We start from the raw sequence: 23,518 nt of genomic DNA on the forward strand, positions 1-23,518 counted from the left end.
GAGGGCATCAAAAAGCACAGCGCGATCCGTGCCTCATGCGCGCCCGGAGCGAAGCGAGGACGGGTATGAGCTGGGAACTCGGGATCGAGCACCTGAGGGATCTCGCGCGGGGCGCCGCGATCCTCGGGACGGGTGGCGGCGGTGATCCGCTGATCGGGCGGTTGCTGGTCGAGCAGGCGATCCGCGAGTACGGCCCGGTGACGGTGCTGGACCCGGACGAGCTGGACGACGACGCGTTCGTCATCCCGACCGCCCAGATGGGTGCGCCGACGGTCATCGTGGAGAAGATCCCGCGGGGCAGCGAGCCGGTCGGGGCGTTGCGTGCCCTCGAGCGCCACCTCGGCCGGACCGCGGACGCGACCATGCCGATCGAGTGCGGCGGCATCAACTCGATGATCCCGCTGCTCGTCGCCGCCCGGACCGGCCTGCCGGTGGTCGACGCCGACGGCATGGGCCGCGCGTTCCCCGAGCTGCAGATGGAGACCTTCTCGGTGTACGGCGTGCCCGGGTCGCCGATGGCGATCGCGGGGGAGCACGACGAGACCGTGGTCATCGACACGGGCGCCGACAACCGGCAGATGGAGTGGCTGGCGCGCGGGATCACGATCCGGCTCGGCGGCGTCGCGCACATCGCGGAGTACTCGATGACGGGCGCCGAGGTGAAGCGCACCGCCGTACCGCGCACGCTGTCCCTGGGTCTGTCGCTCGGGCGGGCGGTCCGCGAGGCGCGGTCGGCGCACGAGGACCCGATCGAGGCGATCCGGGCCGCGCTCGCGCCGACGTTGTACAACCACCTGCGCGTGCTCTTCCGCGGCAAGGTCGTCGACGTGGAACGCCGTACCGTCGAGGGTTTCGCGCGCGGCCGGGCCCGGTTCACGGCGTACGACGGGACCTCGGAGCTGGAACTGCGCTTCCAGAACGAGAACCTGGTCGCGGTGGTCGACGGCGACGTGGTGTGCACGGTGCCCGACCTGATCTGCGTACTCGAGGCGGACACCGCGGAACCGATCACCACCGAGGGCCTCCGCTACGGCCAGCGGGTCACCGTGGTCGGCATCTCCACCCCCGACCTGATGCGCACCCCCGAGGCCCTGGCGGTCTTCGGTCCCGCCTGCTTCGGCCTCGACGTCGACTTCAGCCCGGTCGAACGACGGACCGAAAGTCCCGCGATCACCCGCTGAACGGGTCTCGACCTGTCAGGATCGGGCCATGACGACGGTCATCCGGGAGCAGGACCTCGGGGCGCTGGTCGTCGGCGTCACGCTGCTGGGGTCCGGTGGTGGCGGCGACACCGGCGCGTTCGGGCGGATGCTGCGCCGCCGGCTGGGCGCGGGCGAGTTGGTACTGCGGGACGCTTCGGACGTGCCGGGTGCGTACCTGAGCCCGATCGGCGTGGTGGGTGCGACGAGTGTGCTGGCGGAGAAACTGCCCAGCGGCGGTGAGTTCGACGCCGCCGTACGGGCGGTCAGCCGGTGGACCGGCCAGGCGGTCACCGGGCTGATGTCCCTCGAGGCGGGTGGGCTCAACGGGCTCAGTCCGCTCATCGCCGCGCTGGACCTCGGACTGCCGTTCGTCGACGCCGATCTGATGGGCCGGGCGATGCCACGGCTCGATCAGTTCTCCTGGGCGGCGGCCGGGCGGTCGCTGACGCCTTGCGCGCTCAGTGAACCGAGCGGGCAGGTGATCGTGGTGGATCACGTGGACGCGACCGGTCTGGAGCGCGCTGTCCGGAGCTTCGTCGCCCACACAGGTGGCTGGGCCATCTTGGCGCTAGCGCCGACTCCGGTCGACGCTGCCACCTCGGATGCGGTCAGTGGCAGTCTGACTCGGGCTCTGGCGCTCGGACGCGCGCATGCCGGCCTGGAGCTCGGGGCTGCGCCGAAGACGGTGGCGGCTGCGCTGGGTGGACGGCTCCTGGGAGGCGGTCGGGTCGAGGAGGTCGCGCGGCACGCGATCGCTGACGGCGGTGCAGCCTTCGGCCGGGGCAGTGTCTGTGTGGTCGACTCAGCGAGCCGGGCGGTGTTGCGGATCGAGACCGAGAACGAGTACCTGCTCGCCATGGTCGACGGAGAGCCGGTCGTCAGTACGCCGGACCTCGTGTGCGTGCTGGATCGCAGGACCTTGCAGCCCATCGCGGTCGAGGTGATCCGCACCGGCGACGAGGTCCTCGTACTTGCGCTACCCGGACCGGAGTGGTGGCGGCGCGACGATCGGATCCAGTACGTCGGTCCACGTGCCTTCGGCCTCACGTGCGAGCCACATCTCCTGGAGGCCTCGTGATTGCGCCTTCGCTGACCGCGATGCTGACGTCACCCGGTTGGCGCGATGTCGTCGTACTGGGTGGAGCTCAGGAACCAGGCCCCGCCCTGACTGGCTCCCGCGTGCTCATGGACGTTGCCGGGCACCCTGCGCCGATGGCGGGGGAGTTGCTGGTTGTGGTGCTGGCAACCGACCACACCGACTGGCGGATCGACGCACTGATCAGCCGGGCCTCGGCCGCAGGTGCGGCGGCCGTGTTGCTGGCCGGTGTGGAGCCGTTGGGGCGGGGAGCTCAGTTGCTGGCCGAGCGGCTGCGGTTGCCGGTGCTGGGCAGTACCGATCCACTCGCGGCTCACGAGCACCTGAACAAGGTGACGGCCGAGCCTGGCGTGGTCCGGGCGGACCTTGTCCTGCGGGCTGTCACCGCACTGCGGCGTGCGGACGCGGATCTGGCGTCGGTGCTGCGTACGGCGTCCGCCGTACTGGATCGGCCGGTGACGTTGGCGGGGTCCGACGGGGGCACGCTGGCGGGGGAGGCGTTGGGGGCCGAGGAGCGGGCTGCCCTGGTGGCTGAGCTGCCGGTAGTTCCGGTGGGTTGGGCTGCGCCGTACCGGGTGGACCTGCCGAGTGGTGCGGTGCTGATCGCGGTGTCGGTGCTCGGTGCCGGGCCGGTGTGCTGGCTGGTGGCGCGGTTGCCGGCCGTGGTGCCGGCTGAGGTTGCCGCCGTACCGGCTGTGTTGACGGTCGTGGCGCCGGCGGTGGGGGAGCGGCTGGCACTGCGGCGGCTGGAGTTGGAGCGGGATGCCCGGCAGCGTACGTCGTTGCTCGGTGAGCTGCTCCACGGTGAGCCGTCGGAGGCTACCCGCCGGCGGGCGGTGGACCTCGGGTGGCAGCTGGACGGGTGGCACACGGGGATCCGGATCGGGGCAGACGGGCCGGTGGATGTCGCGGGGCGACGGGCCGATGTGGTGGAGGCCTTCGATGCCGAAGGTCTGCAGGCGGTCGTGGTCGAGCAGGGGGACGGGTGGTCGGCGTGGATCACCGCCGCCCGCGAGCCCACGGCGACGCAGGTCCAGCAACAGGCCGCGGCCATCCGACGCGTCCAACGGCGGTTGGTGAAGACGGTCGACGCGTACGTCGGGGTCGGCCGGGTCGCACCGGGTCCGAGCGGGATCGCGAGCTCGCTGGCCGAGGCGGGTGACGCGGCCGGTCTGGCCCGGGGCCGAGCCGAAACCGGTCGCTTCCTGCATGTGGACCGGCTCGGCCTGGCGCAACTCCTCCTGGCCTGGACCCGCACCGACACCTTCCAGCCGGCCGCCCGTGCTCTGCTCGCCCCCATCGAAGACCAACCCGGCGACCTCGTGACGACCCTCGCCGTCTACCTCGACACGGAGTCCTCGCTCGCCGAAACAGCCGCCGTCCTGGGCATCCACCGCAACACGGCGGCCGCCCGCATCGCCAAGATCCAGCACCTCCTGGGCGTAGACCTCGCCAACCCCGACGAACGCCTAGCCCTCCACTTAGCCTCCCGAACCTCCAGAACCTAGTTGTGCCGGGGCTCTAGGGGGTTGGGGCGTCCTCGCGGAGGAGGCCGGCTGACTTCAGGTCTGGCCAGAGGGCTTTGGGGACCTCGGTGCGGGCGAGGGCCGCGTTGGTGTGGACCTCGTCGGGGGTGCGGCAGCCTACGGCGATGCCGGCGACGGCGGGGTGGAAGAGCGGGAAGGCGAGGGCGGCGGCCGGGAGGGTGACGCCGTGCGACTCGCACACGTCGGCGATGCGATTCGCCTTGTCCAGCAGGGCTTCCGCGGCCGGTTCGTAGTTGAACGTGGCGCCCCGCGTCGGGCGCGGCCGGGACAGCAGGCCGGAGTTGAAGATGCCCACGGCAACCACCTGGACGTCGTTCTCGAGGCACGCGGGAAGGACGTCGTCGAGCCCGTCGGGGTCGATCAGGGAGTACCGGCCGGCCAGCATGATCGCGTCGATGTCGATCTCGGTGACGAAACGAGTCAGCATCGCGGTCTGGTTCATCCCGGACCCGATCGCGCCGATCACCCCCTGGTCGCGCAGCTCGATCAGCGTCGGGAACGCCGTCGCGACGGCCTCCTCGTAATGATCGTCCGGGTCGTGCACGAAGACCACGTCCAGCCGGTCGGTGCCGATCCGCCGCAGCGAGTCCTCGATGCTCCGCAGTACGCCGTCCCGCGAGAAGTCCCACCGCCGCCGACGGGTCGTGTTGATGGCGAACCCCTCGTCATCAACGGCTTCCGAATCGGCCGTGTAGATGATCCGGCCGACCTTGCTCGACAGCACGAACTCGTCCCGCGGCTTGTCCCGCAGCCCGGCCCCGAGCCGCTCCTCGGCCAGCCCGAGCCCGTAGTGCGGCGCGGTGTCGAAGTACCGCCAGCCCTCGTCCCAGGCCGCGTTCACGGTGGCGACCGCGTCGGCCTCGCTCACCTCACCGAGTAGGTTGCCGAGCGGCGCACCGCCGAGCCCGACCCGCTGACCGTCCGGAAAGATCTTCATGAGCGTGCCGCCGGAAGCCGCAGGTTCTGCATCCCGCCGTCGACGGCGATCGCCGTACCGGTCGTCGAACCCGACAGCGGACTGGCCAGATACGCGATCGCGTGCGCGACCTCGTCGGCCGAGACCAACCGGCCCATCGGCTGACGCGCCTCCAGTGCCGCGCGTTCGGCGGCAGGATCCTGGGCCACGTCGAGCAGCCGGCCGACCCACGGCGTGTCCGCCGTACCGGGGTTCACGCAGTTCACCCGGATCCCTTCCCGCACGTGGTCCGCGGCCATCGCCATCGTCAGCGCGAGGACGGCGCCTTTGCTCGCCGAGTACAACGCCCGGTTCGGCAGCCCCGCGGTGGCGGCGATCGAGCAGGTGTTGACGATCGCGGCGGCCGGGGACTTGCGCAGGTACGGCAGGGCGGCCCGGGTCACCCGGGCGATCCCGACCACGTTGACGTCGAGGACGCGGTGCCACTCGTCGTCGTCGTTCGCGGCGATCGTGCCCTGCGCGCCGATGCCGGCGTTGTTCACCACGATGTCGATCCCGCCGAGCTTGAGCGCGGCCGCGGCGACCGCGTCCCGGATCGAGCCGTCGTCGGTGACGTCCGCGGCGATCCCGGTCAAGGGCTCGGCGACCTCGGGCTTGAGGTCGAACACGACCACCTGGGCGCCGCGGGACGCCAGTAGCTGCGCGGCCGCGAGTCCGATGCCCGAGGCACCTCCGGTGACTACTGCGCGGAGGCCGGCGAAATCGGTCACTTGTGCTCCTCTGTCAGGTCTGTCCAGATCTTGCCACTCGGGTACCGGAAGTCGGTCAGCGTCTCGACATCCATCTCAGCACCGAACCCGGGCTTCACCGGCGCCACGTAGTGCCCGTCCCGGATCACCACCGGGTCCAGGAAGTGTTCGTGCAGGTGGTCGACGTACTCGATCACCCGGTCGTCGGCCGACCCGCTCACCGCTACGTAGTCGAACATCGACAGGTGCTGGACCAGCTCGCACAGCCCGACCCCGCCGGCGTGCGGACACACCGGTACGCCGAACTTCGCGGCCAGCAGCAGGATCGCGATGTTCTCGTTCACCCCGGCGACCCGGGCCGAGTCGAGTTGCACGACCGACAGCGACCCGGCCTGCAGCATCTGCTTGAACACGACCCGGTTCTGCACGTGCTCACCGGTCGCGACCCGGATCGGCGCGATGGCCCGCGCGATCGCCGCGTGCCCGAGGATGTCGTCCGGGCTGGTCGGTTCCTCGACCCACCAGACGTCGTACGGCGCCAGGGCCTCGACCCACCGGATCGCCTCGGCGACATCCCAGCGCTGGTTGGCGTCGATCGCGATCCGGATGTCCGGGCCGACCGCCTCGCGGGCCAGCCGCATCCGGCGGATGTCGTCGTCCAGGTTCGCGCCGACCTTGAGCTTGATCTGGGTGAAGCCCTCCGCGACCGCCTCGTGACACAGCCGGACCAGCTTGGCGTCGTCGTACCCGAGCCAGCCGGGCGTCGTCGTGTACGCCGGGTAACCGCGCTCCCGCAGCAGCGCCTCCCGCTCGGCCCGCCCGGGCTTCGCGGCGCGCAGGATCTCCAGCGCCTCCTCCGGCGTCAGCGCGTCGGTCAGGTAGCGGAAGTCGACCAGGTCGACGATCTGCTCGGGCGTCAGGTCCGACAGCAGCTTCCACAGCGGTACGCCGGCCCGCTTGGCGGCCAGGTCCCACACCGCGTTGACGACCGCGCCGATCGCCATGTGCATGACGCCCTTCTCCGGGCCGAGCCAGCGCAGCTGCGAGTCGTGCACGAGCGACTTCCAGAACCCACCGAGGTCGTTCAGCGTCGCGTCCAGGTCGAGTCCGATCACGTGGTCGCGGAGCGCCTCGATCGCCCCGGTCTGCACGTCGTTGCCACGGCCGATCGTGAACGCGAATCCGTGCCCCTCCAGCCCGTCGTCCGCGTCGGTGCGCAGGATCAGGTACGCCGCGGAGTAGTCCGGGTCGGTGTTCATCGCGTCGGAGCCGTCCAGGTCCAGCGACGTGGGGAAGCGGACGTCGTACGTCTCTAACTCGGTGAATCGTGGCATCAGGACCCGATCTGCAGCTGTGGGCGGACTGTCGGAGGAATCCTATAGGATATGTGCCGCGAGCGACACTGGTAGGCGTTGCCGGGCTCCGCCCCACGCCTGGTTAGAGTCGGTGCGTGGATCCGGAAACTGGTGGTGTGCTGCGGCTCGGACGGCGGTCGTTCGGGCCGGACGAGTTCGCGGTGATGGCGATCGTGAACCGCACCCCGGACTCGTTCTTCGACGGCGGCGCGACGTACGCGACCGAGGCCGCACTGGCCGCGATCGATCAGGCGGTCGCCGACGGCGCGGACATCGTCGACATCGGCGGCGTCAAGGCCGGGTACGGCGAACCCGTCGACGAAACCGAGGAACTCCGCCGCACCGTCGACTTCGTCGCCACCGTGCGGGCGCGGCACCCGGAGCTCCTGATCAGCGTCGACACGTTCCGTAGCGGAGTCGCTCTCCGGGTCGGCGAGGCCGGTGCCAACCTCATCAACGACACCTGGTCCGGCCATGACCCGGAGCTCGCGGCGGCGGCCGCGGCCAGCAGTGCCGGGCTGGTCTGCAGCCACGTCGGCGGCCTCAAGCCCAGGACCGATCCGCACCGGATGGCGTACGACGACGTCGTGGCGGACGTGATCCGGACGACCACCGCCTTGGCCGAGCGGGCCATTGCGGCCGGCGTCCGACCGGACGGGATCGTCATCGACCCGACCCATGACTTCGGCAAGAACACGCTGCACTCGCTCGAGGTGACCCGCCGGGTCGACGAGCTCGCGGCCACCGGCTGGCCGGTGCTGGTGGCGATGTCCAACAAGGACTTCCTCGGCGAGACGCTGGACCTGCCGTCCGGCCGTCGTGGTCCGGCGACGCTGGCCGCGGTCAGCGTCGCGGCCTGGCTCGGTGCCCGGGTGTTCCGGGTCCACGACATCGCCGGAACCCGGCAGGCTCTCGACCTGATCGCCGTACTGCGGAAGTCGGCGACGCCGGCGTACACCCGAAGGAGCTTGGTGTGATCCGGAACGCGGCCGGCTGGGCCGAGATGACCGAGGACGAACTGATCGCCGCCTATACGGTGGCGGACCGTTCGGTGCCGCGGGTCCGGGTCAACTTCGTCACCAGCCTCGACGGTGCGGTGACGTTGGAGGGACTGTCCGGAGGCCTGTCCAGCAAGGACGATCAGAGCATGCTCGGCCGGTTGCGGATGCTGGCCGACGTCGTGCTCGTCGGTGCCGGCACGCTGCGCGCGGAGGGGTACGGCGGGCTCCGGCTCGGTGCCAAACGGCGTACATGGCGGGTCGAGCACGGTCTGCCGGGCGACCCGACTCTCGCCGTGGTGTCCGCGCGGCTCGAACTGGCCGCCACCAGTCCGGTCTTCACCGAGGCGCCGACGCGGGCGATCGTGATCACCTGTGCGGCGTCACCGGCCGATCAGCGGGAGGCGCTCGGCGACGTCGCGGATGTGCTCGTCTGTGGTGACGACAAGGTAGATCTGCCCCAGGCTCTTGAGGCCTTGACCGAGCGCGGGCTGACGCAGGTGCTGTGTGAGGGCGGTCCGCATCTGCTCGGCTCGCTCACCGCCGCGGATCTCGTCGACGAGCTCTGCCTGACCGTGTCGCCGCTGCTGGCCGGGCCGGGTGCGCGGCGGATCACCGATGGTCTGGCGTCCAGTGAGGCCCGCCCGTTGTCGCTGCTGCACGCACTGACCACCGACGACGGATTCCTGTTCCTGCGCCACGGGCGGGAGGCCGGCTAGTGCCGATCGTCGCCGCCGCGGTCTGCCCGCATCCGCCCGTGATCGTGCCCGAGCTCGCCTTCGGTGCCGCGCCCGAACTCGATCCGCTCCGGGCCGCGTGCCTGGCCGCGATCGACCTGCTGGCGGAGGCCGATCGCTTGGCGATCGTCGGCTCCGGTCCGGTGACCGGCCGGCGGTACGACGCCTCCGCCGGTGGCGACTTCGGTCCGTACGGCGCTCCGCAGGTGCGGGTCGGGGACGGCGAGCGCGTGCTGCCGTTGTCCTTGCTGGTCGGTGCCTGGCTGGTCGAGCAGAGCAAGGTCGCCGGACTCCGCCGTACGTCGGTCTCGGTCGCGGCGGACGAGTCACCGGGAGAGTGCGTGCGTCTCGGCCGGGAGATTGCCGAGGGCAACGAACGGATCGGGCTGCTGGTGATGGGCGACGGGTCGGCGCGCCGCAGTGATCACGCACCGGCGCACCTGCATCCGCGGGCCGAGATCTTCGACACCACGGTCGCGGAAGCCTTGCAGAGCGTGGATCTGGAGGTCCTGGCCGCGCTCGATCCGGACCTGGCGACCGTGCTCCAAGCCGCCGGCCGTGCACCCTGGCAGGTCCTCGCGGGCGCACTCAGGGAAACCGCGTTCACCGGCGACCTGACCTACAACGCCGCGCCCTACGGCGTCGGCTACTTCGTCGCCGGTTTCACGCAGCACTCGCCGAGGTGACTGCATACTGTCCGGGTGACTGAGGAGCGCGCGGGATATCGGCGGTCGGCGAAGTCGCCGCGGGGTGAGGCGCGGCGCCGCGAACTGCTCGACCGCGTCGCCGACGAACTGGGCACCACCGGCCTCGTCGACTTCTCCCTGCGCCGCGCCGCGAAGGCCGCCGGTACGACGCACAAGGTGCTTCTCTACCACTTCGACGGCCCCGAAGACCTCCTCACCCAAGCCGTCCTCCAACTCCGCGAACGCCGCATCACCCGCAGCCTCGCGGCGGCCGGTGGACCGCCCGACCGGTCGCTCGCGGACCGGGTCCGCTCGATCTGGCCGGCCCTGATCGGCGAAGAATCCTGGGTCCTGGACCAGGCGATCGGCCTGGCCATGTACGACGCGGCGCGGTATGCCGACCTGGCTCGGTCGGCCTCGCAGCAGTACATGCCCGCGTTGCTGTCCCTCTGCCCCGAGACCTGGCCGGAGCAACGCAAACGCGAGGTCGCCGAGCTGATCCTCGCCACCCTCCGCGGCTTCCTGATCGAGTGGCGCACCAGCGGAGACGCCGCCGGCATCGACGCCGGCTTCGCCGCCCTCACCCGAGCCCTGGAACGCGAGGAATCCGCGCCGAGCTGAGCCCACGTGGGCCGTCCCACGGAGCCCGCGCCTGGCCGGCCCCGGCGTACAAGCGTGGACAGTTTGCGAACCACGTGGTTCACTTCTGGTATGCGCGAAAAGGTGGGGTTCAGCAGTGGCGGTGTTGAGTGTGCGGCGTGGTACTACCCGGGGTCGAACGGCGGCTGTGTGGTGATGGCCGGGGGGTTCGGGGTGACGAAGGAGCCGGGGACGGACCGGTTTGCGGAGCGGTTCGCGGCGGCTGGGTTCAGCGTGCTCGCGTTCGACTACCGGCGCCTCGGTGAGAGTGGTGGGGAGCCGCGTCAGGTCGCGCGGATCGCCGATCAGTTGGCCGACTGGCGGGCGGCGATCGACTTCGCCGCGACGCTGCCGGGCGTGGACCGGGTCGCGATCTGGGCGTTCTCGTTGTCCGGCGGGTACATCCTGCAGTTGGCCGCGGAACATCCAGGGATCACCGCGGCGATCGCCCAGTCCGCGAACGTCGACGGTCCGGCCGCGACGCGGAACGCCTCCCGATACCAGACCCCGTTGACGGCACTCAGGATGGTCGGCCGGAGTCTTCTCGACACGGTCGGCGGTCTGCTCGGTCGTCCTCCCAAGATGGTCGCTCTGGCCGGCCCGCCCGGCACCGTCGCCCTGCTCAACACTCCGGATGCGCAGCTGAGCAACGAGGTCCTCAACCCCGGCAACCGCTACCCCGACTGGCAGCAGTCGATCGCGGCCCGCTCCGTCTTCCCGGCAGCGTTCTACCGCCCGGCCAAGTACGCCGCCCGGACCCGCTGCCCCGTCCTCTTCGTCGTCTGCGACCACGACCAATCAGCCCTGGCCGCACCAGCCCTCAAAGCCGCCGCCGAAACCCCGCAAGCCGAAGTCCTCCAAGTCCCCGGCGGCCACTACGCCCCGTTCCTGGAAGCCCACGAGCCAACAGTCGACGCTGAGCTCGCGTTCCTCCGACGTCACCTGCTCGACCAACCCGCTCCCACCCAGCCCCCACTCACCCACTCCACCTAACAAGCCCAGCCAGCCGCCGCTCACGGCGTGAAGGGTGCGCGGGCGGCCGGTGCCGCGTGAGTGGTGCTCGGGCCGGACTAGGCCGGCTCGATCGGGATCGCCGGCCAGCGGGGTGCGGTGGCGGCCAGGTCTTCGCGGCCGGCGGCGCGTAGTTGGTCGACGAGTTCGGCTCGGGCCGTCTCGACCGCGGTGCGGGCGGCCGTGGGGGAGTCGTGGGGGCCGGACCAGTTGCAGGTGGCGTCGCCGGCGTACCAGGGGCCGTTGGGTGAGCGGCGTACGTGGGCCGCGGCCAGGCGGGCAGCGGGGAGGGGAGTGGCTGCCAACTCAACGACGGCCTCGATCGGAACCACCTCGGCGTCGAGATCGAGGACGGGCTGGAGCTCGACCGCATCGGTGAGGACGAACTCGTAGCCGGCCGGAGCCCGGTCGGCGATCCAGCCGAAGGCTCGCTCGGCCAGCTCTGCGAGCTCCGTCGCCAGCGTCGGATCCATGAGCGTCTGTACGCCGCACAGCCGCGGATCCGTCGGCCGCAACTCGGCCTGGCACCGACGCACGAGCATCTCCTCCGGCAACGACTGCCGCCGCCCGAGAATCCGCGACAACCCCACCACATCGAAGTTCAGCTCGTCCGGCGTCCGCCTCACCCCCGCCACGAACGCCTCACCCACCCGAGTCCCCCGCGTCGTCCACGCACCGACATGCCACCTGCTGAGAGCCGTCACCCCACTGACCCTACCGACGGAATCACGGCGGTCGGCGTGGCGGATCGTAGGCTGGCTGGGTGAGTTATAGCCCGAGTCGTCTCGCGGACATCCTGGCTGAGTCGGTCAGTTGGATGACTGTGCGTACGGCGGACTCCGTCCCCGGACCGGAGTGGGTGTCGTGTGCGGAGCTGGTCGCGGAGCAGCAAGCCGGCGGCGATCCGACGTACGGGTGGCGTACGGCGGCAGCGGCCGACTACGCGCGGGACTACGCGATCGATCCGCCCGTGCAGGTCGCGGCCATGTTCACGCTGATGTGGTACGTCCAGGTGCCCGCACTGGTCGCCGGAGTGAGTGCTGCGGTTACTGGGGTCTCACCGGAGGTGTCGCCGGCCGCACTGGCGTTCCGGCGGCATCCGACCGCGCACTACCCGACTGAGGTCGCCCTGCTGTCCAAAGCGGTCGTTCCAATCACTACTGCCGCAGAGCAACTCAGGGCTCACACCACTGCGTTCCTGGACTCCTACGAGCCCGCGGTGAAGCTCGGATCGCTGCAGCGCTTCGGTGCCGTCGACGACGAGGTGCGGGCCGCGATCCGCTTACCGGACGAGGCCCCGTACGCGGAGCGCGCGGCCGAGGCGTTCGGGGTGTCGCTGGAGGACAAGCTGCGCACGTCCTGCTGCTACTTCTACGTGCTGCCGAACGTGAACGCCTGCACCACCTGCCCACGCTTCCGCTGAATTTCGCTCAGAGCGGAACAGCCCACCCACGTCCGGATCCGGCCGGAAAACTGTCGGTGGTGGCGGGGAACATGGCGGGCATGACTCGTCATCTTCCTCAGGCGTCACCGATGGGTAATCCCACGTCGGTTGTCCGGCCTCTGGTCCGGGGTTAGGTTCGCAGTCGTGACCTCGCCCGGTGGTTCTCCGGCGACGACTCCGATCGGCTCCCGGGCCGAGGCGGAGGGTTATGTCGCGATGGTCTGTTTCAAGCACGGTCCTCCCCGGCTGTTCGGCGTCGAACTCGAATGGACCGTGCATCACGCGGATGATCCGCGGCGGCCCCTCGACGCCGATCGATTGAGCAAGGCCCTGGGCGTGCACGCGCCCGCGACCCTGGTGCGAGGCAGTCCGCAGCTGCCGCTCGGCCGGGGCGCTCTGGTCACTGTGGAGCCCGGTGGCCAGGTAGAGATCTCCGGCCCGGCCGTGGATTCGATTCCCCGGCTGATCGACGACACCGCCGCCGACGCGGCCGAGCTGACGTCCCTCCTTCTCGATGCGGACCTGATTCCGGGCGCCCACGGCCTGGATCCCTTCCGTACGCCCCGCCGCATCCTCACCGTCCCGCGCTACGCGGCGATGGAGCACGCTTTCCAGCGCCTCGGCCCGCACGGACCACGGATGATGTGCAGTACGGCGGGCCTGCAGATCTGCCTCGACGCCGGTGAGAAGGACCAGGCCGCGCTCCGCTGGCGCGCGCTGCACGATCTCGGCCCGGCTCTCGTCGCCCTCTTCGCGAACTCGCGCCGCCGGGCCGGCGCGGACACCGGCTGGGCCTCGGCCCGGACCGAGGCGACGTTCGGCACGTGTGCCCCGTTCACCGAGCCACCGCCTCTCGACGGCGATCCGGCTGCCGCGTGGGCGCGGACGGCGATGGAAGCGCCGGTGCTGTGCCTGCGCCGCGGCGACACCTGGGACGCACCGGACGGACTGACGTTCGGCGCCTGGGCGGACGGGCAGCTGCCCGGCGACAGACCGACGTACGACGACTTGGACTACCACCTGTCCACACTGTTCCCACCCGTGCGGCCGCGAGGGTATCTCGAGGTGCGCTACCTCGACGCGCAGACCGCCGACGGGTGGATCGCCCCGACCCTGCTGCTCACCGCGCTGATGTCCGACCCGGCCGTGATCGACCAGGCGCTGGCCGCGGCCGAGCCGGCCGCGGGCCGCTGGTTCCCCGCGGCTCGCGAAGGGCTGGACGACAAGTTGGTCCTGCAGGCCGCGCGCGACGTGGTCGAGCTGGGCACCGAAGTCCTGGACCGGACCGGCGCGGACCCCGAACTCGTCGCCGCAGTCGAGACCCGGCTGCAGCGCATCGTCGACGACACCCATGGAAGGCGAGCTTCATGAATCACCAACTGTCCGAACTCTCCCCCGAGGGCCTGCGCGCGTTCGTGGCGGAGCAGCTCGAGCGGTCCCGGGCGCGGACGGTGCAGCTCACCGACGCGGTCGATACCGACGACCTGGTCAAGCAGCACTCCAAGCTGATGTCGCCGCTGGTCTGGGACTACGCGCATGTCGGCAACCAGGAGGAGCTGTGGCTGGTCCGCGACGTCGGCGGACGTGATCCCGTGCGCCAGGACATCGACGAGATGTACGACGCGTTCATGCACCCGCGAGCGGATCGGCCGGCCCTGCCGCTGCTCGGCCCGGCGGAGACGCGGTCCTACGTGACCGAGGTGCGGGACAAGGTGCTGGACGTCCTGGATCACGTGAAGTTCGACGGCGGCCGTGAGCTCGTGGACAACGCCTTCGCGTTCGGGATGATCACGCAGCACGAGCAGCAGCACGACGAGACGATGCTCGCGACCCATCAGCTGCGCGTCGGTGCGCCGGTGCTCGACGCGCCGCCGCCACCGGCCGGACGCCAGCTGGCCAGGACCGAGGTGCTGGTGCCCGGCGGGGTCTTCGAGATGGGGACGTCGATCGAGCCGTGGGCGCTGGACAACGAGCGGCCCGCGCACGCCGTCCGGGTGGCGCCGTACGTGATCGACACCGCGCCGGTGAGCAACGGCGACTACCTCGCGTTCGTGCTCGCCGGTGGGTACGACGATCCCCAATGGTGGTCCGAGGCCGGCTGGGCGCACGTGCGGAAGGCGTCGCTGGTCGCGCCGCGGTTCTGGGAGCTCGCCGACGGTGAGTGGTGGCGGCTGCGGTTCGGGCATCGGGAGCGGCTGCCGCTGGACGAGCCGGTGATGCACGTCTGCTTCTACGAGGCCGAGGCGTACGCGCGGTGGGCCGGGAAGCGGTTGCCGACCGAGGAGGAGTGGGAGTTCGCGGCGCGGTTCGATCCGGCCACCGGACGGACCCGGCGGTTCCCGTGGGGTGACGAGAGCCCGGGACCGCAGCACGCGAACCTCGGCCAGCGGCATCTCGCCCCGGCGCCGGTCGGCGCGTATCCGGCCGGTGCGTCACCGCTGGGTGTCGAGCAGTTGATCGGCGACGTCTGGGAGTGGACCTCGAGCGACTTCACGCCGTACCCGGGGTTCCGCGCCTGGCCCTACGACGAGTACTCGCTGGTCTTCTTCGGGCCCGACTACAAGATCCTCCGCGGTGGTTCCTTCGGCACCGACGAGGTCGTTGCCCGAGGCACCTTCCGGAACTGGGACTACCCGATCCGGCGGCAGATCTTCGCCGGTTTCCGGTGCGCCCGCGACCCGCGTCCTGAGGAGCTGCACGACTGATGTGCCGCCACCTGGCCTACCTCGGCCCGCCGGTGACCCTCGCCTCGCTGGTCCTCGAGCCGTCGCATTCCCTGTTCGAGCAGAGCTGGGCGCCCGCGGACATGCGCGGCGGCGGGACCGTCAACGCCGACGGCTTCGGCCTCGGCTGGTTCCCCGAGGGGGACGCCGCCGTCTACGGCCGCCCGGTGCGGTACCGGCGGAACGTGCCGATCTGGACCGACGAGAACCTCCCGGGCCTGGCCGCCTCGATCCGGTCCGGCGCCGTCATCGCCGCCGTCCGGAACGGGACCGTCGGGATGGCGTACGGTCAGTCCGCGGTCGCGCCGTTCATGGCCGGCAACTGGTTGTTCAGCCACAACGGACGGGTCCCCGGCTGGCCGGAGTCGACGCAGAAGCTGGCCGAGCGGCTCCCGGTCACCGACCTGCTCCAGCTCGACGCGCCGGTGGACTCCGCACTGCTGTGGGCGCTCATCGCCAACCGCCTCTCGGACGGGGTCCCACCGGCCGACGCGGTGGCGGCCGTCGTCCAGGAAGTCGAGGCGGCGGCACCCGGCTCACGTCTCAACATCCTGCTCACCGACGGCGAGCAGTTGGTCGCCACCTCCTGGACCCACTCCCTCACAGTCCGCCGGACCACCGACTCGGTGACCGTCAGCTCGGAGCCCTTCGGCCCCGGCGACTGGACCCCCGTCCCCGACCGCTCCCTCCTCGTGGCCACCGGCACAACACTCCAGATCACCCCGATGGAAGGACGAGAGTGACCCTCATCGACGTACATCTGACTCCGGACTATGCCGCGCGGGCTTTGCGGGACGATGTTCGGGCGGGGTTGACCGCTAGCCCTAAGTGGCTGCCGCCGAAGTGGTTCTACGACGCTCGCGGGAGTGAGTTGTTCGAGGAGATCACGCGGCTGCCGGAGTATTACCCGACCCGGGCCGAGCGCGAGATCCTGCGGACCCGGGCCGGGGAGATCGCGGCCATCACCAAGGCGCACACGCTGGTCGAGCTCGGATCCGGATCGTCGGAGAAGACCCGGCTGCTGCTGGACGGCCTGCGTGACGGCGGCTCGCTGACGACGTTCGTACCGCTGGATGTCTCGGAGTCGGCGCTGCGGGACGCGTCGGACGCGATCAACGCCGACTATCCGGCGCTCGAGGTCCACGGCGTGGTCGGTGACTTCACCGCCCACCTCGACAAGCTTCCCGGCGATCCGCCGCGCATCGTCGCGTTCCTCGGCGGGACCATCGGCAACCTTCTCCCGGCCGAGCGCGAGACCTTCTACGCATCGATCCGCGAGGTCCTCGAGCCGGGGGAGTGGCTGCTCCTCGGGACCGATCTGGTGAAGGATCCGAAGACGCTGGTCGCGGCGTACGACGACAGCGCGGGTGTCACCGCCGAGTTCAACCGGAACGTGCTGCGGGTGATCAACCGCCAGCTGGGCGCGGACTTCGACGTGGAGGCGTTCAGTCACGTAGCGATCTGGGACGCCGAGAACGAGTGGATCGAGATGCGGCTGCGGGCCGACCGGGCGATGCGCGTGCTGATCCCGGAGGTCCACCTCGAGGTCGAGTTCGCCGCGGGCGAGGATCTGCACACGGAGATCTCCGCCAAGTTCCACCGCCACGGCGTGGCGGCGGAACTGGACAAAGCGGGCTTCACCTCGGCCGCGTGGTGGACCGATGCGGAAGCCCGCTTCGCCCTGTCACTCTGGCAGGCCGTCTGACCTCAGCCGGCCGACTTGATCAGACCGTTGATCTTGTCGATGTACGCCGGCAGCTCGGAGATCGGCTTCTTCCCGCTCAGGATCGGCTGGTAGTTCGCCGTGGTCAGGTCACCGACCTGCTGCGCCCACTGCGTCGTGAACCGGACGCCGACCGTCTTCTCCGCGGCCAGATCGGCCTTGACCGTGTCGACGACCGTCGTCTGCTGCGCCTTCGTCAGCGCGTCGAAGTAGCTCGCCTGCGCCGGCGTGTAGGCGGGCGGCGCGACCGGCGAGGCCGGCAGCACGGCGTCCCACACCTTGGTGTTGAGGTACTCGAGCACCTTGAACGTGGCGTCCTGGTTCTTCGTGTACTGCGGGGTGCAGATGCCGACCGAGTCGTACAGGGTCGTCGGGGTGTCGACCTGCGGGAACGGAGCGAACCCGTACTTCACCTTCGGCTTGTCGGTCTGGAACCCGGCGGCCAGCCACTGCCCGCCGAACATCATCGGCACCTTGCCCGCGGAGAACAGCGACTGCACGTTCGAGGCGTCGTACCCGGGCGGTGAGACCGATCCGCTCTTGATCGCGTCGATCAGCTTCTGCACGCCCTCGGTGTACTTCGCGTCGGCCTCGGCCTTGGTCGGGTGGTTCACGTTGTCGGTGAACGGTGCGCCACCGGCCGAGACGGAGTACATGCTCATCGTGAACGGGCCGTCCAGCGAGGTGAGCTGGTCGGCGACCAGGCCGTACTTCGCGCCGTTCTTGTTCGCCAGCTTCGCGGCCGCGGCGTACATCTCGTCCCAGGTCCAGCCGGCCTTCGGCACCGGCAGGCCGGCCGCGGTGAACGCGTCCTCGTTGTACCAGACGCCGTACGTGTTCATCAGCGACGGCAGGCCGCCCATCTGGCCGTCGGCGGTCTTCCAGTTCTCCATCGCGGAGCCGACGAACTTGTCGGCCTTGAAGTCGCCGTCGCCGTCCTTGATCTTGCTGCTCCAGTCGACCAGCAGCCCCTGCGAGGTGTACTGCTGCTCTGTGTCGTTGCCGCACCAGAACAGGTCCGGCAGCTTCTTCGCCTGGGTCAGTGAAGCGAGCTTGTCGCCGAAGTTGCCGGCCGGGGTGTCGAGCAACTGGACGGTGATGTTGTCGTCCTTGAAGTCGGCCAGTGCCTTCTTGATCGCGGCGTTCGTCTGGGCCGACTCCCACGTCATCACGGTCACGGTGACCGGGCCGTCACTGGACCCGCCACCGGAATCCGAGCCACTGCAGGCTGTTGCGGTCAGCAACCCGGCACAGGCCAACGTTGTAACAAAGAGCGTGCGTTTCACAGGAGATCCCCTCTATTTCTGGGTCGTGCTGCCGAGCGAGCCGAGGCCCTGGATGAAGTAGCGCTGCGCAGCGAAGAAGACGATCAGCGGCGGCAGCATGTAGAGCAGGTTGGTGGCCATGTAGTAGCTCCAGTCCGGCGTCTTGCCGGCGAACGGCGAGATGAACGACGCCATGCCCACCGACAGCGGCCACTTGCCGGACGAGTACAGGTAGACCAATGGGTTCAGGTAGTCGTTCCACGACGCCTGGAAGGCCAGGATCGCCATCGTCAGCCAGGCCGGCCGGGTCAGCGGCAGCATCACGCTGACGAAGATCCGCAGGTGCCCGGCGCCGTCGATCTTGGCCGCCTCGTCGATCGAGTACGGGATCGCGAGGAAGTACTGCCGGGCGAGGAAGATGAACAACGGGTTCCCGCCGAGGAACGCCGGCACGATCAGCGGCAGCCAGGTGTCGTACCAGCCGATGCTCTTGTAGAGCTGGAACAACGGGATCAGCCCGATCACACCCGGCAGCAGCATGCTGCCGACGAACAGGTAGAACCACACCTTCCGGCCGGGGAACCGCAACCGGGCCAGCGCGTAGCCGGCCATCATCGCGGTCATCACCCCGCCGAGCACGCTGAGCGCGGTGATAATGATCGAGTTCAGCAGCAGCCGGGGGAAATGGATCGCCTTCGGCCCCTCGATGAAGTTGCTCCACTTCCACTCGTGCGGCAGCAGCTTCGGGGGAATGTCGAACACCGCGGTCTGGCTCTTCAGGCCGATGGTGATCATCCACAGCAGCGGCACGATCATCACCGCGCAGATGAACAGCGCGACCACGTACCACGCCGTCGTACCGACCAGGCGGGGTTTCTTCTTCGCGGGCGGCGGCGGGGCCGGCGGCTCGGTGCCGACCGTCGGCGCGGTCGCTTCGGCGGTCTCAGTCGGGAGTGTTGTCACTGTACGTCCAGAGCGAGGAGAACTTCGCGGTCAGGGCGATCACGGCGATGATGATCACGAACAGCACCCAGACCTGCGCCGAGGCGTAGCCCAGTTGCGGGATCTGGCCCAGGCTGGGGAAGCCGTTCTTGTAGATCGACAGCATCAGCACGTTGGTGCTGAATCCCGGCCCGCCGTTGGTCAGGATCTTCGGCTGGTTGAACGTCTGCAGGGCGGCGGTCGTCTGCAGGATCACCTGCAGCAACATGATCGGGCTGATCATCGGCATGGTGATCCGGAAGAACACCGACCACGGCCCGGCGCCGTCCACGCGCGCCGCCTCGTACAACTCGGTCGGCACCGACTGCAGTGCGGCCAGGAAGATGATCATCGTGCCGCCGACGCCCCACAACATCACCAGGACGACGGCCGGCATCGACATCTTCGGGCTCTGCAACCACAGACTGGTCGGCAGACCGAGCCGGTCCAGAACGGTGTTCAGGAGCCCGACCTGCGGGTCGAGGATGAACTTCCACAAGGTGATCGTGGCGACCGCCGGGAGTACGACGGGCAGGTAGGACAACGTCCGTACGACCCGGACGCCGGCGAACCGCTGGTTGCAGAACATGGCCAGCGCGAGCCCGAGGATCAGCGACAACGGCACGTAGAGGACCACCAGGTACCCCGTCGCGCGCAGCGCCGGCCAGAACGCCGGATCGACCGTGAACAGCCGCCGGAAGTTGCCCAGGCCAACGAACACCGGGTCGACCAGCCCGTTGTACCTGGTCAGCGAGAGGTAGAACGACCGGATCAGCGGGTACGCCACGAAGACCGTGAACCCGATGATCCCCGGGGCGATGAACAGATACGCCGCCTTCGTGTCGGAGCCGGCGTTCCGGCTCATCCCGCCGCGGCCGCGACCGGTCCTGCGGCGGCCGGTCGCCGGGGAAGACAGTCTGCTCACGCTTCCCTCACCACGATCGGAGAACGACTCATCGTGCCTCCTGGACGGTAACGTTTCCAACGTTTTACTGTTGGGTGACGATGCCGTGTCGTGAAAAGGAAGTCAACCCCGTGTCCGAAACGTTTCCAAGCAGGCCGGAGGCCACCCGGCCGACGATGATCGACGTCGCCCGCCGGGCCGGTGTCGGGCTGGGCACGGTGTCCCGGGTGGTCAACGGTGGGCACGGCGTCCGGGACGAGACCGCGCAGCGGGTCCGGACCGCGATCGAGGAGCTCGGGTTCCAGCGCAACGAGGTCGCCCGGGCGCTCCGGCCGGGGAAGAAGTCGTCGAGTCTGGCGCTCGTCCTCGGTGACCTGACCAACCCGTTCTACGCGACCATCGCGAAGGCGTCGCTCGAGGTCGCCGGGCACTCCGGGTTCGCCGTCGTGCTGGGCAGTGTCGACGAGGACCCGGAGGGTGAGAAGCGGGCGATCCAGGAGCTCGTCAGCCGGCAGGTCGCCGGCCTGATGATCGTGCCGGACCAGGGGGACCACTCGTTCCTGGTGGGCGCCGGCGTACCGGTGGTGTTCGTGGACCGGCCGGCCACCGGGCTCGAGGCCGACATCGTGATGGTCGACAACGAGGGTGGCGGCCGGCTCGCCGCCGAACACCTGCTGGCGCAGGGACATCGGCGGATCGCGATCCTGCTCGCGCCGTCGTACTACACCACCGGGCGACGCCTGCGCGGGTACCGGCGCGCCCACCGGACCGCCGGGATCGACGTCGACGAATCGCTCGTCGTGCAGCTGCCCGAGGGCAACGCGGAAGCCGCAGCCAAGGCGACCCGCGAGGTGATGCTCCGGACCGATCCGCCGACCGCGATCTTTGCCTCGACCAACTTTCTCACCGAGGGTGTGCTGCGGGCGCTGGGGGAGCTCGGCCGGGAGCCCGCGGTGGTGGGCTTCGACGACTTCCGGCTGGCCGACATGCTGCCGACGCCGGTCACGGTCGTTGCCTCGGACATCGCCGAGCTCGGCCGCAGTGCGGCGCGGCTGCTGCTCGATCGCGCCTCGGGGGCGGACACCCGTCCGCCGCAGCGGATCGTGTTGCCGTGCGCCCTGATCCAGCGCGGCTCCGGCGAGCGTTCGCCGGATTCTGCTGCGAAGAGAATGGCGCGGTGAGCCACTGCCTCCGTGGCTAGTGTCGTCGCATGCACTACGAGTCCTTCGGTGCCGGCCGCCCGATCGTCTTCCTGCCCGGCTGGGGCGGCGACGCCGGTGAGGGACGCGACCTGCATGAGCCGATCTTCGCGGACCGTACCGGCTGGCGGCGGATCTATGTCGATCCACCCGGGACCGGGAAGTCGCCCGCGGTGCCGGGCATCGTCGACCAGGACGGCATGCTCGCGGCGATCCTGGCCCTGATCGACGAGGTGGTCGGGGACGAGCCGTTCGCGCTGGCGGGTACGTCGGCCGGCGGCCTGCACGCCCGCGGCATCATCAAACGCGACCCGTCCCGCGTCCTCGGTCTCCTGCTCCGCGTGCCCGGCATCGTCGTGGACCGCACGCAGCGGACGCTGCCGACCGACGAGCCCACCAAGACGACGGCGTGGCACGAGAAGCAGCGGAAGTACTACGACGTCGCCGAGGCGCAGGCCGATCTCGCCTTCCTCGGACGGATCCAGGCTGAAGTCTCGACGTACGCACTTCTTGAAGATCCTTCCGGGCGGTTCGAGCGCCCGACGCTCATCGTGACCGGTCGTCTGGACACCATGACCGGCTACGCGGACGCGTGGTCCGTCCTCGACGACTACCCCAGAGCGACCTATGCGGTGCTGGACGGCGAGGGGCACGAGCTCCCCGTGCACACCGACGCGGTGTATCGCGCCCTCGTGACCGACTGGCTGGACAGGGTCGAGCACCCGGACGCGTGAGGGGCGGAACGCGCGTCCGGGTGCTCGTCTTCCGGGTGGTGGCCGGTCGGGTGATCGTCAGAAGTTCGGCCAGGCCCAGCCGAGGTAGCTGGAGAAGTACGGGAGCTTGGCGAGGCCGATCTTGCCGTTGACGCTGGTGGCCCAGAAGTAGCCGTCACCGCGGGCCACGCCGACGTGGCCGTAAGGGGCTGCGAGGTCCCAGAAGACCAGGGCGCCCCTCGGCGGGTTCAGGTCGCCGCGGTGCGCGACGCCGCGGGCCACGGCGTCGTTCCAGTCCGCCTTGGCGGAGGCCCAGATGGCCGTCTTGCCGTACGAGTTCTCGGCGGCCATCTCGCAGTACCCCTGGAACGCCGTCGACCCGTTGCGGGCGGCGTACCAGGCGATGGCGTTGTCGGCGCGCGGGTTGCTGGTGCACAGCGGTGCGACCAGGCCGGAGCTGCCGGTGTTGACGTAGGCGTCGGAGATGAAGCCCTTGCCGGGGACGTGGTCCCAGATCAGGCTGCGGCCGAACTTGCCGGTGACCGGCTCGCCGTAGATCTGGCAGTCGATCTCGACCGGTCCGTTCGGCTGGGTGCCGACCGCGCCGAAGGTGGTCGCGTTGCCGGACCGGATGGTGACGCCGAGGCCGCTGTCGGTGACGACGGTGCCGGTCGCGGCGCTCGCGGGGAGGGCGGTCAGGGTGGCGCCCCCGAGGAGGAGCGCGACGGCGGTGGTGATGCGTAAGAGGGCGGTACGCATGGGCGGTTTGTCCTTTTCGCTCGGGGAGTGGCGAACTGGCACTGACTTACAGAGAATCAGAGGGTTACGGTGTTGTCGCAGTGGGCAACGATCGAGTGCTGAGTCCCCGGGAGTGCGCTGTGAGGCCTGCACAGGCTCGCTTTGTGATCGGCTCCCGGATGCGCGAGCTCCGGGAAGCGTTCGGTGTGCCGCTCAGCCGGGCGGCCGCGGAGTCCGGCTGGGACAAGGGCCACCTGTCCCGGGTCGAGCGCGGCCACACCAAGCCCAGCCGCGAGCTGATCGAGTGGTACGACGCCTCGTTCGGGGCCGGGCAGGCCCTGGTCAATCAGTTGATGGAGCTGGACGCCGCCGTCCGGGCCGGGCGCGACATGTCACAGCGCGACATCCGGCGGCACGTCCAGCCGGTGCTCCTCGGTGGATCCGTCCCGATCGACCACCACCCCGAGGATCGCGCCGAACTCGTGGGGGAGACAGTCCCGGACGGCACGCGGGTCTGCCGGGACCAGTCGTTCGAGAAGATGTGGGAGATCCGGAACAGCGGCGAGCGGCCGTGGCGCGACCGCCGGCTGACCCGGCAGGGCGCGGCCGGGGCGCCCGGGTGGTTGCGGTCGCCGTTGCAGGAGCGCCTTCCGGACGCCGAGCCGGGCGACATCGTGAGCGTGTCGATGACGCTGCAGGCGCCGTCCCAGGTCGGCGCGTCGACGGCATACTTCAAGATCACCGACGAGGCCGGCCGGCTGTACTACCCCGGTCTGGAGTCACCGCCGATGTACTGCACGATCTTCACCGTCTACGAACTCTAGGGATTACCCCCTTGGCGTGTTTGGCCTGCTCTGCATAGGTTTGCTGGATTCCTGATCCCCGCCCGGAC

Annotated in this window: 24 protein-coding genes; 16 read left to right on the forward strand and 8 right to left on the reverse strand. The window is 69.9% G+C overall.

All coding sequences use genetic code 11. From position 1 onward, the window contains the following. Positions 1-65: 65 nt before the first annotated feature. The 3 genes from ACZ6O0_RS25990 to ACZ6O0_RS26000 all read left to right on the forward strand — a co-directional run bounded on the left by ACZ6O0_RS25990 (position 66) and on the right by ACZ6O0_RS26000 (position 3,806). Positions 66-1,181 (forward strand): DUF917 domain-containing protein, encoded by a 1,116-nt coding sequence (locus ACZ6O0_RS25990; RefSeq protein ID WP_465767576.1) that lies wholly within the window; start codon positions 66-68, stop codon positions 1,179-1,181. A gap of 28 nt (positions 1,182-1,209) precedes the next feature. Beyond that, complete coding sequence (locus tag ACZ6O0_RS25995; RefSeq protein WP_465767577.1) at positions 1,210-2,280, forward strand: DUF917 domain-containing protein; 1,071 nt, start codon at positions 1,210-1,212, stop codon at positions 2,278-2,280. A 134-nt stretch (positions 2,281-2,414) separates the two neighbouring features. Beyond that, positions 2,415-3,806, forward strand: a complete 1,392-nt coding sequence (locus ACZ6O0_RS26000) for a PucR family transcriptional regulator (protein ID WP_465767578.1) — start codon at positions 2,415-2,417, stop codon at positions 3,804-3,806. 13 nt (positions 3,807-3,819) lie between these two features. Here ACZ6O0_RS26000 and ACZ6O0_RS26005 read toward each other — a convergent pair whose 3' ends face one another. From ACZ6O0_RS26005 to ACZ6O0_RS26015, 3 genes are read right to left on the reverse strand one after another with little or no spacing between them, the layout of a single operon-like run. Continuing rightward, positions 3,820-4,782 (reverse strand): aldo/keto reductase, encoded by a 963-nt coding sequence (locus tag ACZ6O0_RS26005; protein WP_465767579.1) that lies wholly within the window; start codon positions 4,780-4,782, stop codon positions 3,820-3,822. Then, positions 4,779-5,531, reverse strand: coding sequence for an SDR family NAD(P)-dependent oxidoreductase (locus tag ACZ6O0_RS26010; protein ID WP_465767580.1), 753 nt, complete (start codon positions 5,529-5,531; stop codon positions 4,779-4,781). The genes ACZ6O0_RS26005 and ACZ6O0_RS26010 overlap by 4 nt, the downstream gene beginning before the upstream one ends. Next, positions 5,528-6,844, reverse strand: coding sequence for an L-fuconate dehydratase (locus ACZ6O0_RS26015; protein ID WP_465767581.1), 1,317 nt, complete (start codon positions 6,842-6,844; stop codon positions 5,528-5,530). Before ACZ6O0_RS26015 ends, ACZ6O0_RS26010 begins: the two co-directional genes overlap by 4 nt. Before the next feature lie 116 nt (positions 6,845-6,960). Between ACZ6O0_RS26015 and folP the strand changes: the two genes are divergently transcribed. The 5 genes from folP (at position 6,961) to ACZ6O0_RS26040 (ending at position 10,918) form a co-directional block, all read left to right on the forward strand. Then, the gene (gene folP / locus ACZ6O0_RS26020) at positions 6,961-7,842 is read left to right on the forward strand and encodes a dihydropteroate synthase (protein ID WP_465767582.1); all 882 of its coding nucleotides are present in this window, start codon (positions 6,961-6,963) and stop codon (positions 7,840-7,842) included. Next, a complete protein-coding gene (locus ACZ6O0_RS26025; protein WP_465767583.1) occupies positions 7,839-8,582 on the forward strand; it encodes a pyrimidine reductase family protein in 744 nt (247 codons plus the stop codon). The genes folP and ACZ6O0_RS26025 overlap by 4 nt, the downstream gene beginning before the upstream one ends. After that, positions 8,582-9,286: a class III extradiol dioxygenase subunit B-like domain-containing protein gene (locus ACZ6O0_RS26030; RefSeq protein ID WP_465767584.1), complete on the forward strand. Its 705-nt coding sequence runs from the start codon at positions 8,582-8,584 to the stop codon at positions 9,284-9,286. The genes ACZ6O0_RS26025 and ACZ6O0_RS26030 overlap by 1 nt, the downstream gene beginning before the upstream one ends. Positions 9,287-9,301: 15 nt before the next feature. Then, the gene (locus tag ACZ6O0_RS26035) at positions 9,302-9,907 is read left to right on the forward strand and encodes a TetR/AcrR family transcriptional regulator (RefSeq protein WP_465767585.1); all 606 of its coding nucleotides are present in this window, start codon (positions 9,302-9,304) and stop codon (positions 9,905-9,907) included. A 90-nt stretch (positions 9,908-9,997) separates the two neighbouring features. After that, positions 9,998-10,918, forward strand: coding sequence for an alpha/beta hydrolase (locus ACZ6O0_RS26040; RefSeq protein ID WP_465767586.1), 921 nt, complete (start codon positions 9,998-10,000; stop codon positions 10,916-10,918). A gap of 77 nt (positions 10,919-10,995) precedes the next feature. Here the strand turns inward: ACZ6O0_RS26040 and ACZ6O0_RS26045 are convergent, their stop codons facing one another. Continuing rightward, positions 10,996-11,640: a hypothetical protein gene (locus ACZ6O0_RS26045; protein WP_465767587.1), complete on the reverse strand. Its 645-nt coding sequence runs from the start codon at positions 11,638-11,640 to the stop codon at positions 10,996-10,998. Positions 11,641-11,699: 59 nt separating this feature from the next. Between ACZ6O0_RS26045 and ACZ6O0_RS26050 the strand changes: the two genes are divergently transcribed. The 5 genes from ACZ6O0_RS26050 (at position 11,700) to egtD (ending at position 16,808) form a co-directional block, all read left to right on the forward strand. After that, positions 11,700-12,359, forward strand: a complete 660-nt coding sequence (locus tag ACZ6O0_RS26050; protein WP_465767588.1) for a (2Fe-2S)-binding protein — start codon at positions 11,700-11,702, stop codon at positions 12,357-12,359. A 165-nt stretch (positions 12,360-12,524) separates the two neighbouring features. Continuing rightward, the gene (locus ACZ6O0_RS26055; protein ID WP_465767589.1) at positions 12,525-13,751 is read left to right on the forward strand and encodes a glutamate-cysteine ligase family protein; all 1,227 of its coding nucleotides are present in this window, start codon (positions 12,525-12,527) and stop codon (positions 13,749-13,751) included. Then, positions 13,748-15,085 carry an ergothioneine biosynthesis protein EgtB gene (egtB, locus tag ACZ6O0_RS26060; protein ID WP_465767590.1) on the forward strand — a complete coding sequence of 446 codons (1,338 nt, stop codon included), beginning with the start codon at positions 13,748-13,750 and terminating at the stop codon, positions 15,083-15,085. Before ACZ6O0_RS26055 ends, egtB begins: the two co-directional genes overlap by 4 nt. Then, entirely contained in the window at positions 15,085-15,846 is a 762-nt protein-coding gene (gene egtC / locus ACZ6O0_RS26065) for an ergothioneine biosynthesis protein EgtC (protein WP_465767591.1), read from the forward strand. Before egtB ends, egtC begins: the two co-directional genes overlap by 1 nt. Further along, positions 15,843-16,808, forward strand: coding sequence for an L-histidine N(alpha)-methyltransferase (gene egtD / locus ACZ6O0_RS26070; protein WP_465767592.1), 966 nt, complete (start codon positions 15,843-15,845; stop codon positions 16,806-16,808). The genes egtC and egtD overlap by 4 nt, the downstream gene beginning before the upstream one ends. Before the next feature lie 2 nt (positions 16,809-16,810). Here egtD and ACZ6O0_RS26075 read toward each other — a convergent pair whose 3' ends face one another. From ACZ6O0_RS26075 to ACZ6O0_RS26085, 3 genes are all read right to left on the reverse strand, one after another. Further along, positions 16,811-17,995: an extracellular solute-binding protein gene (locus ACZ6O0_RS26075; RefSeq protein WP_465767593.1), complete on the reverse strand. Its 1,185-nt coding sequence runs from the start codon at positions 17,993-17,995 to the stop codon at positions 16,811-16,813. Positions 17,996-18,124: 129 nt separating this feature from the next. After that, the gene (locus tag ACZ6O0_RS26080; protein WP_465767594.1) at positions 18,125-19,054 is read right to left on the reverse strand and encodes a carbohydrate ABC transporter permease; all 930 of its coding nucleotides are present in this window, start codon (positions 19,052-19,054) and stop codon (positions 18,125-18,127) included. Next, complete coding sequence (locus ACZ6O0_RS26085) at positions 19,035-19,997, reverse strand: carbohydrate ABC transporter permease (RefSeq protein ID WP_465767595.1); 963 nt, start codon at positions 19,995-19,997, stop codon at positions 19,035-19,037. Before ACZ6O0_RS26085 ends, ACZ6O0_RS26080 begins: the two co-directional genes overlap by 20 nt. A gap of 110 nt (positions 19,998-20,107) precedes the next feature. On the opposite strand from ACZ6O0_RS26085, the gene ACZ6O0_RS26090 reads away from it, so the two are divergent. Further along, positions 20,108-21,157, forward strand: a complete 1,050-nt coding sequence (locus tag ACZ6O0_RS26090; RefSeq protein ID WP_465767596.1) for a LacI family DNA-binding transcriptional regulator — start codon at positions 20,108-20,110, stop codon at positions 21,155-21,157. Between the two features lie 29 nt (positions 21,158-21,186). Beyond that, entirely contained in the window at positions 21,187-21,909 is a 723-nt protein-coding gene (locus ACZ6O0_RS26095; RefSeq protein WP_465767597.1) for an alpha/beta fold hydrolase, read from the forward strand. A 57-nt stretch (positions 21,910-21,966) separates the two neighbouring features. On the opposite strand, the gene ACZ6O0_RS26100 is transcribed toward ACZ6O0_RS26095, so the two are convergent. Beyond that, the gene (locus ACZ6O0_RS26100) at positions 21,967-22,647 is read right to left on the reverse strand and encodes an SH3 domain-containing protein (RefSeq protein ID WP_465767598.1); all 681 of its coding nucleotides are present in this window, start codon (positions 22,645-22,647) and stop codon (positions 21,967-21,969) included. 143 nt (positions 22,648-22,790) lie between these two features. Here ACZ6O0_RS26100 and ACZ6O0_RS26105 point away from each other — a divergent pair, with 143 nt between their 5' ends. Further along, the gene (locus ACZ6O0_RS26105; RefSeq protein ID WP_465767599.1) at positions 22,791-23,450 is read left to right on the forward strand and encodes an NBR1-Ig-like domain-containing protein; all 660 of its coding nucleotides are present in this window, start codon (positions 22,791-22,793) and stop codon (positions 23,448-23,450) included. Positions 23,451-23,518: the final 68 nt, after the last annotated feature.

The organism is Kribbella sp. NPDC048837 (assembly GCF_055586945.1).

What these genes read in the sequence shown, in the direction of transcription:
- egtB (WP_465767590.1), top strand. Translation starts at nt 13,748, where the DNA reads ATGAATCACCAACTGTCCGAACTCTCCCCCGAGGGCCTGCGCGCGTTC.
- ACZ6O0_RS26000 (WP_465767578.1), top strand. Translation starts at nt 2,415, where the DNA reads ATGGCGGGGGAGTTGCTGGTTGTGGTGCTGGCAACCGACCACACCGAC.
- egtC (WP_465767591.1), top strand. Translation starts at nt 15,085, where the DNA reads ATGTGCCGCCACCTGGCCTACCTCGGCCCGCCGGTGACCCTCGCCTCG.
- ACZ6O0_RS25990 (WP_465767576.1), top strand. Translation starts at nt 66, where the DNA reads ATGAGCTGGGAACTCGGGATCGAGCACCTGAGGGATCTCGCGCGGGGC.
- ACZ6O0_RS26015 (WP_465767581.1), bottom strand. Translation starts at nt 6,844, where the DNA reads ATGCCACGATTCACCGAGTTAGAGACGTACGACGTCCGCTTCCCCACG.
- ACZ6O0_RS26100 (WP_465767598.1), bottom strand. Translation starts at nt 22,647, where the DNA reads ATGCGTACCGCCCTCTTACGCATCACCACCGCCGTCGCGCTCCTCCTC.
- ACZ6O0_RS26040 (WP_465767586.1), top strand. Translation starts at nt 9,998, where the DNA reads ATGCGCGAAAAGGTGGGGTTCAGCAGTGGCGGTGTTGAGTGTGCGGCG.
- ACZ6O0_RS26095 (WP_465767597.1), top strand. Translation starts at nt 21,187, where the DNA reads ATGCACTACGAGTCCTTCGGTGCCGGCCGCCCGATCGTCTTCCTGCCC.
- ACZ6O0_RS25995 (WP_465767577.1), top strand. Translation starts at nt 1,210, where the DNA reads ATGACGACGGTCATCCGGGAGCAGGACCTCGGGGCGCTGGTCGTCGGC.
- ACZ6O0_RS26005 (WP_465767579.1), bottom strand. Translation starts at nt 4,782, where the DNA reads ATGAAGATCTTTCCGGACGGTCAGCGGGTCGGGCTCGGCGGTGCGCCG.
- ACZ6O0_RS26075 (WP_465767593.1), bottom strand. Translation starts at nt 17,995, where the DNA reads ATGACGTGGGAGTCGGCCCAGACGAACGCCGCGATCAAGAAGGCACTG.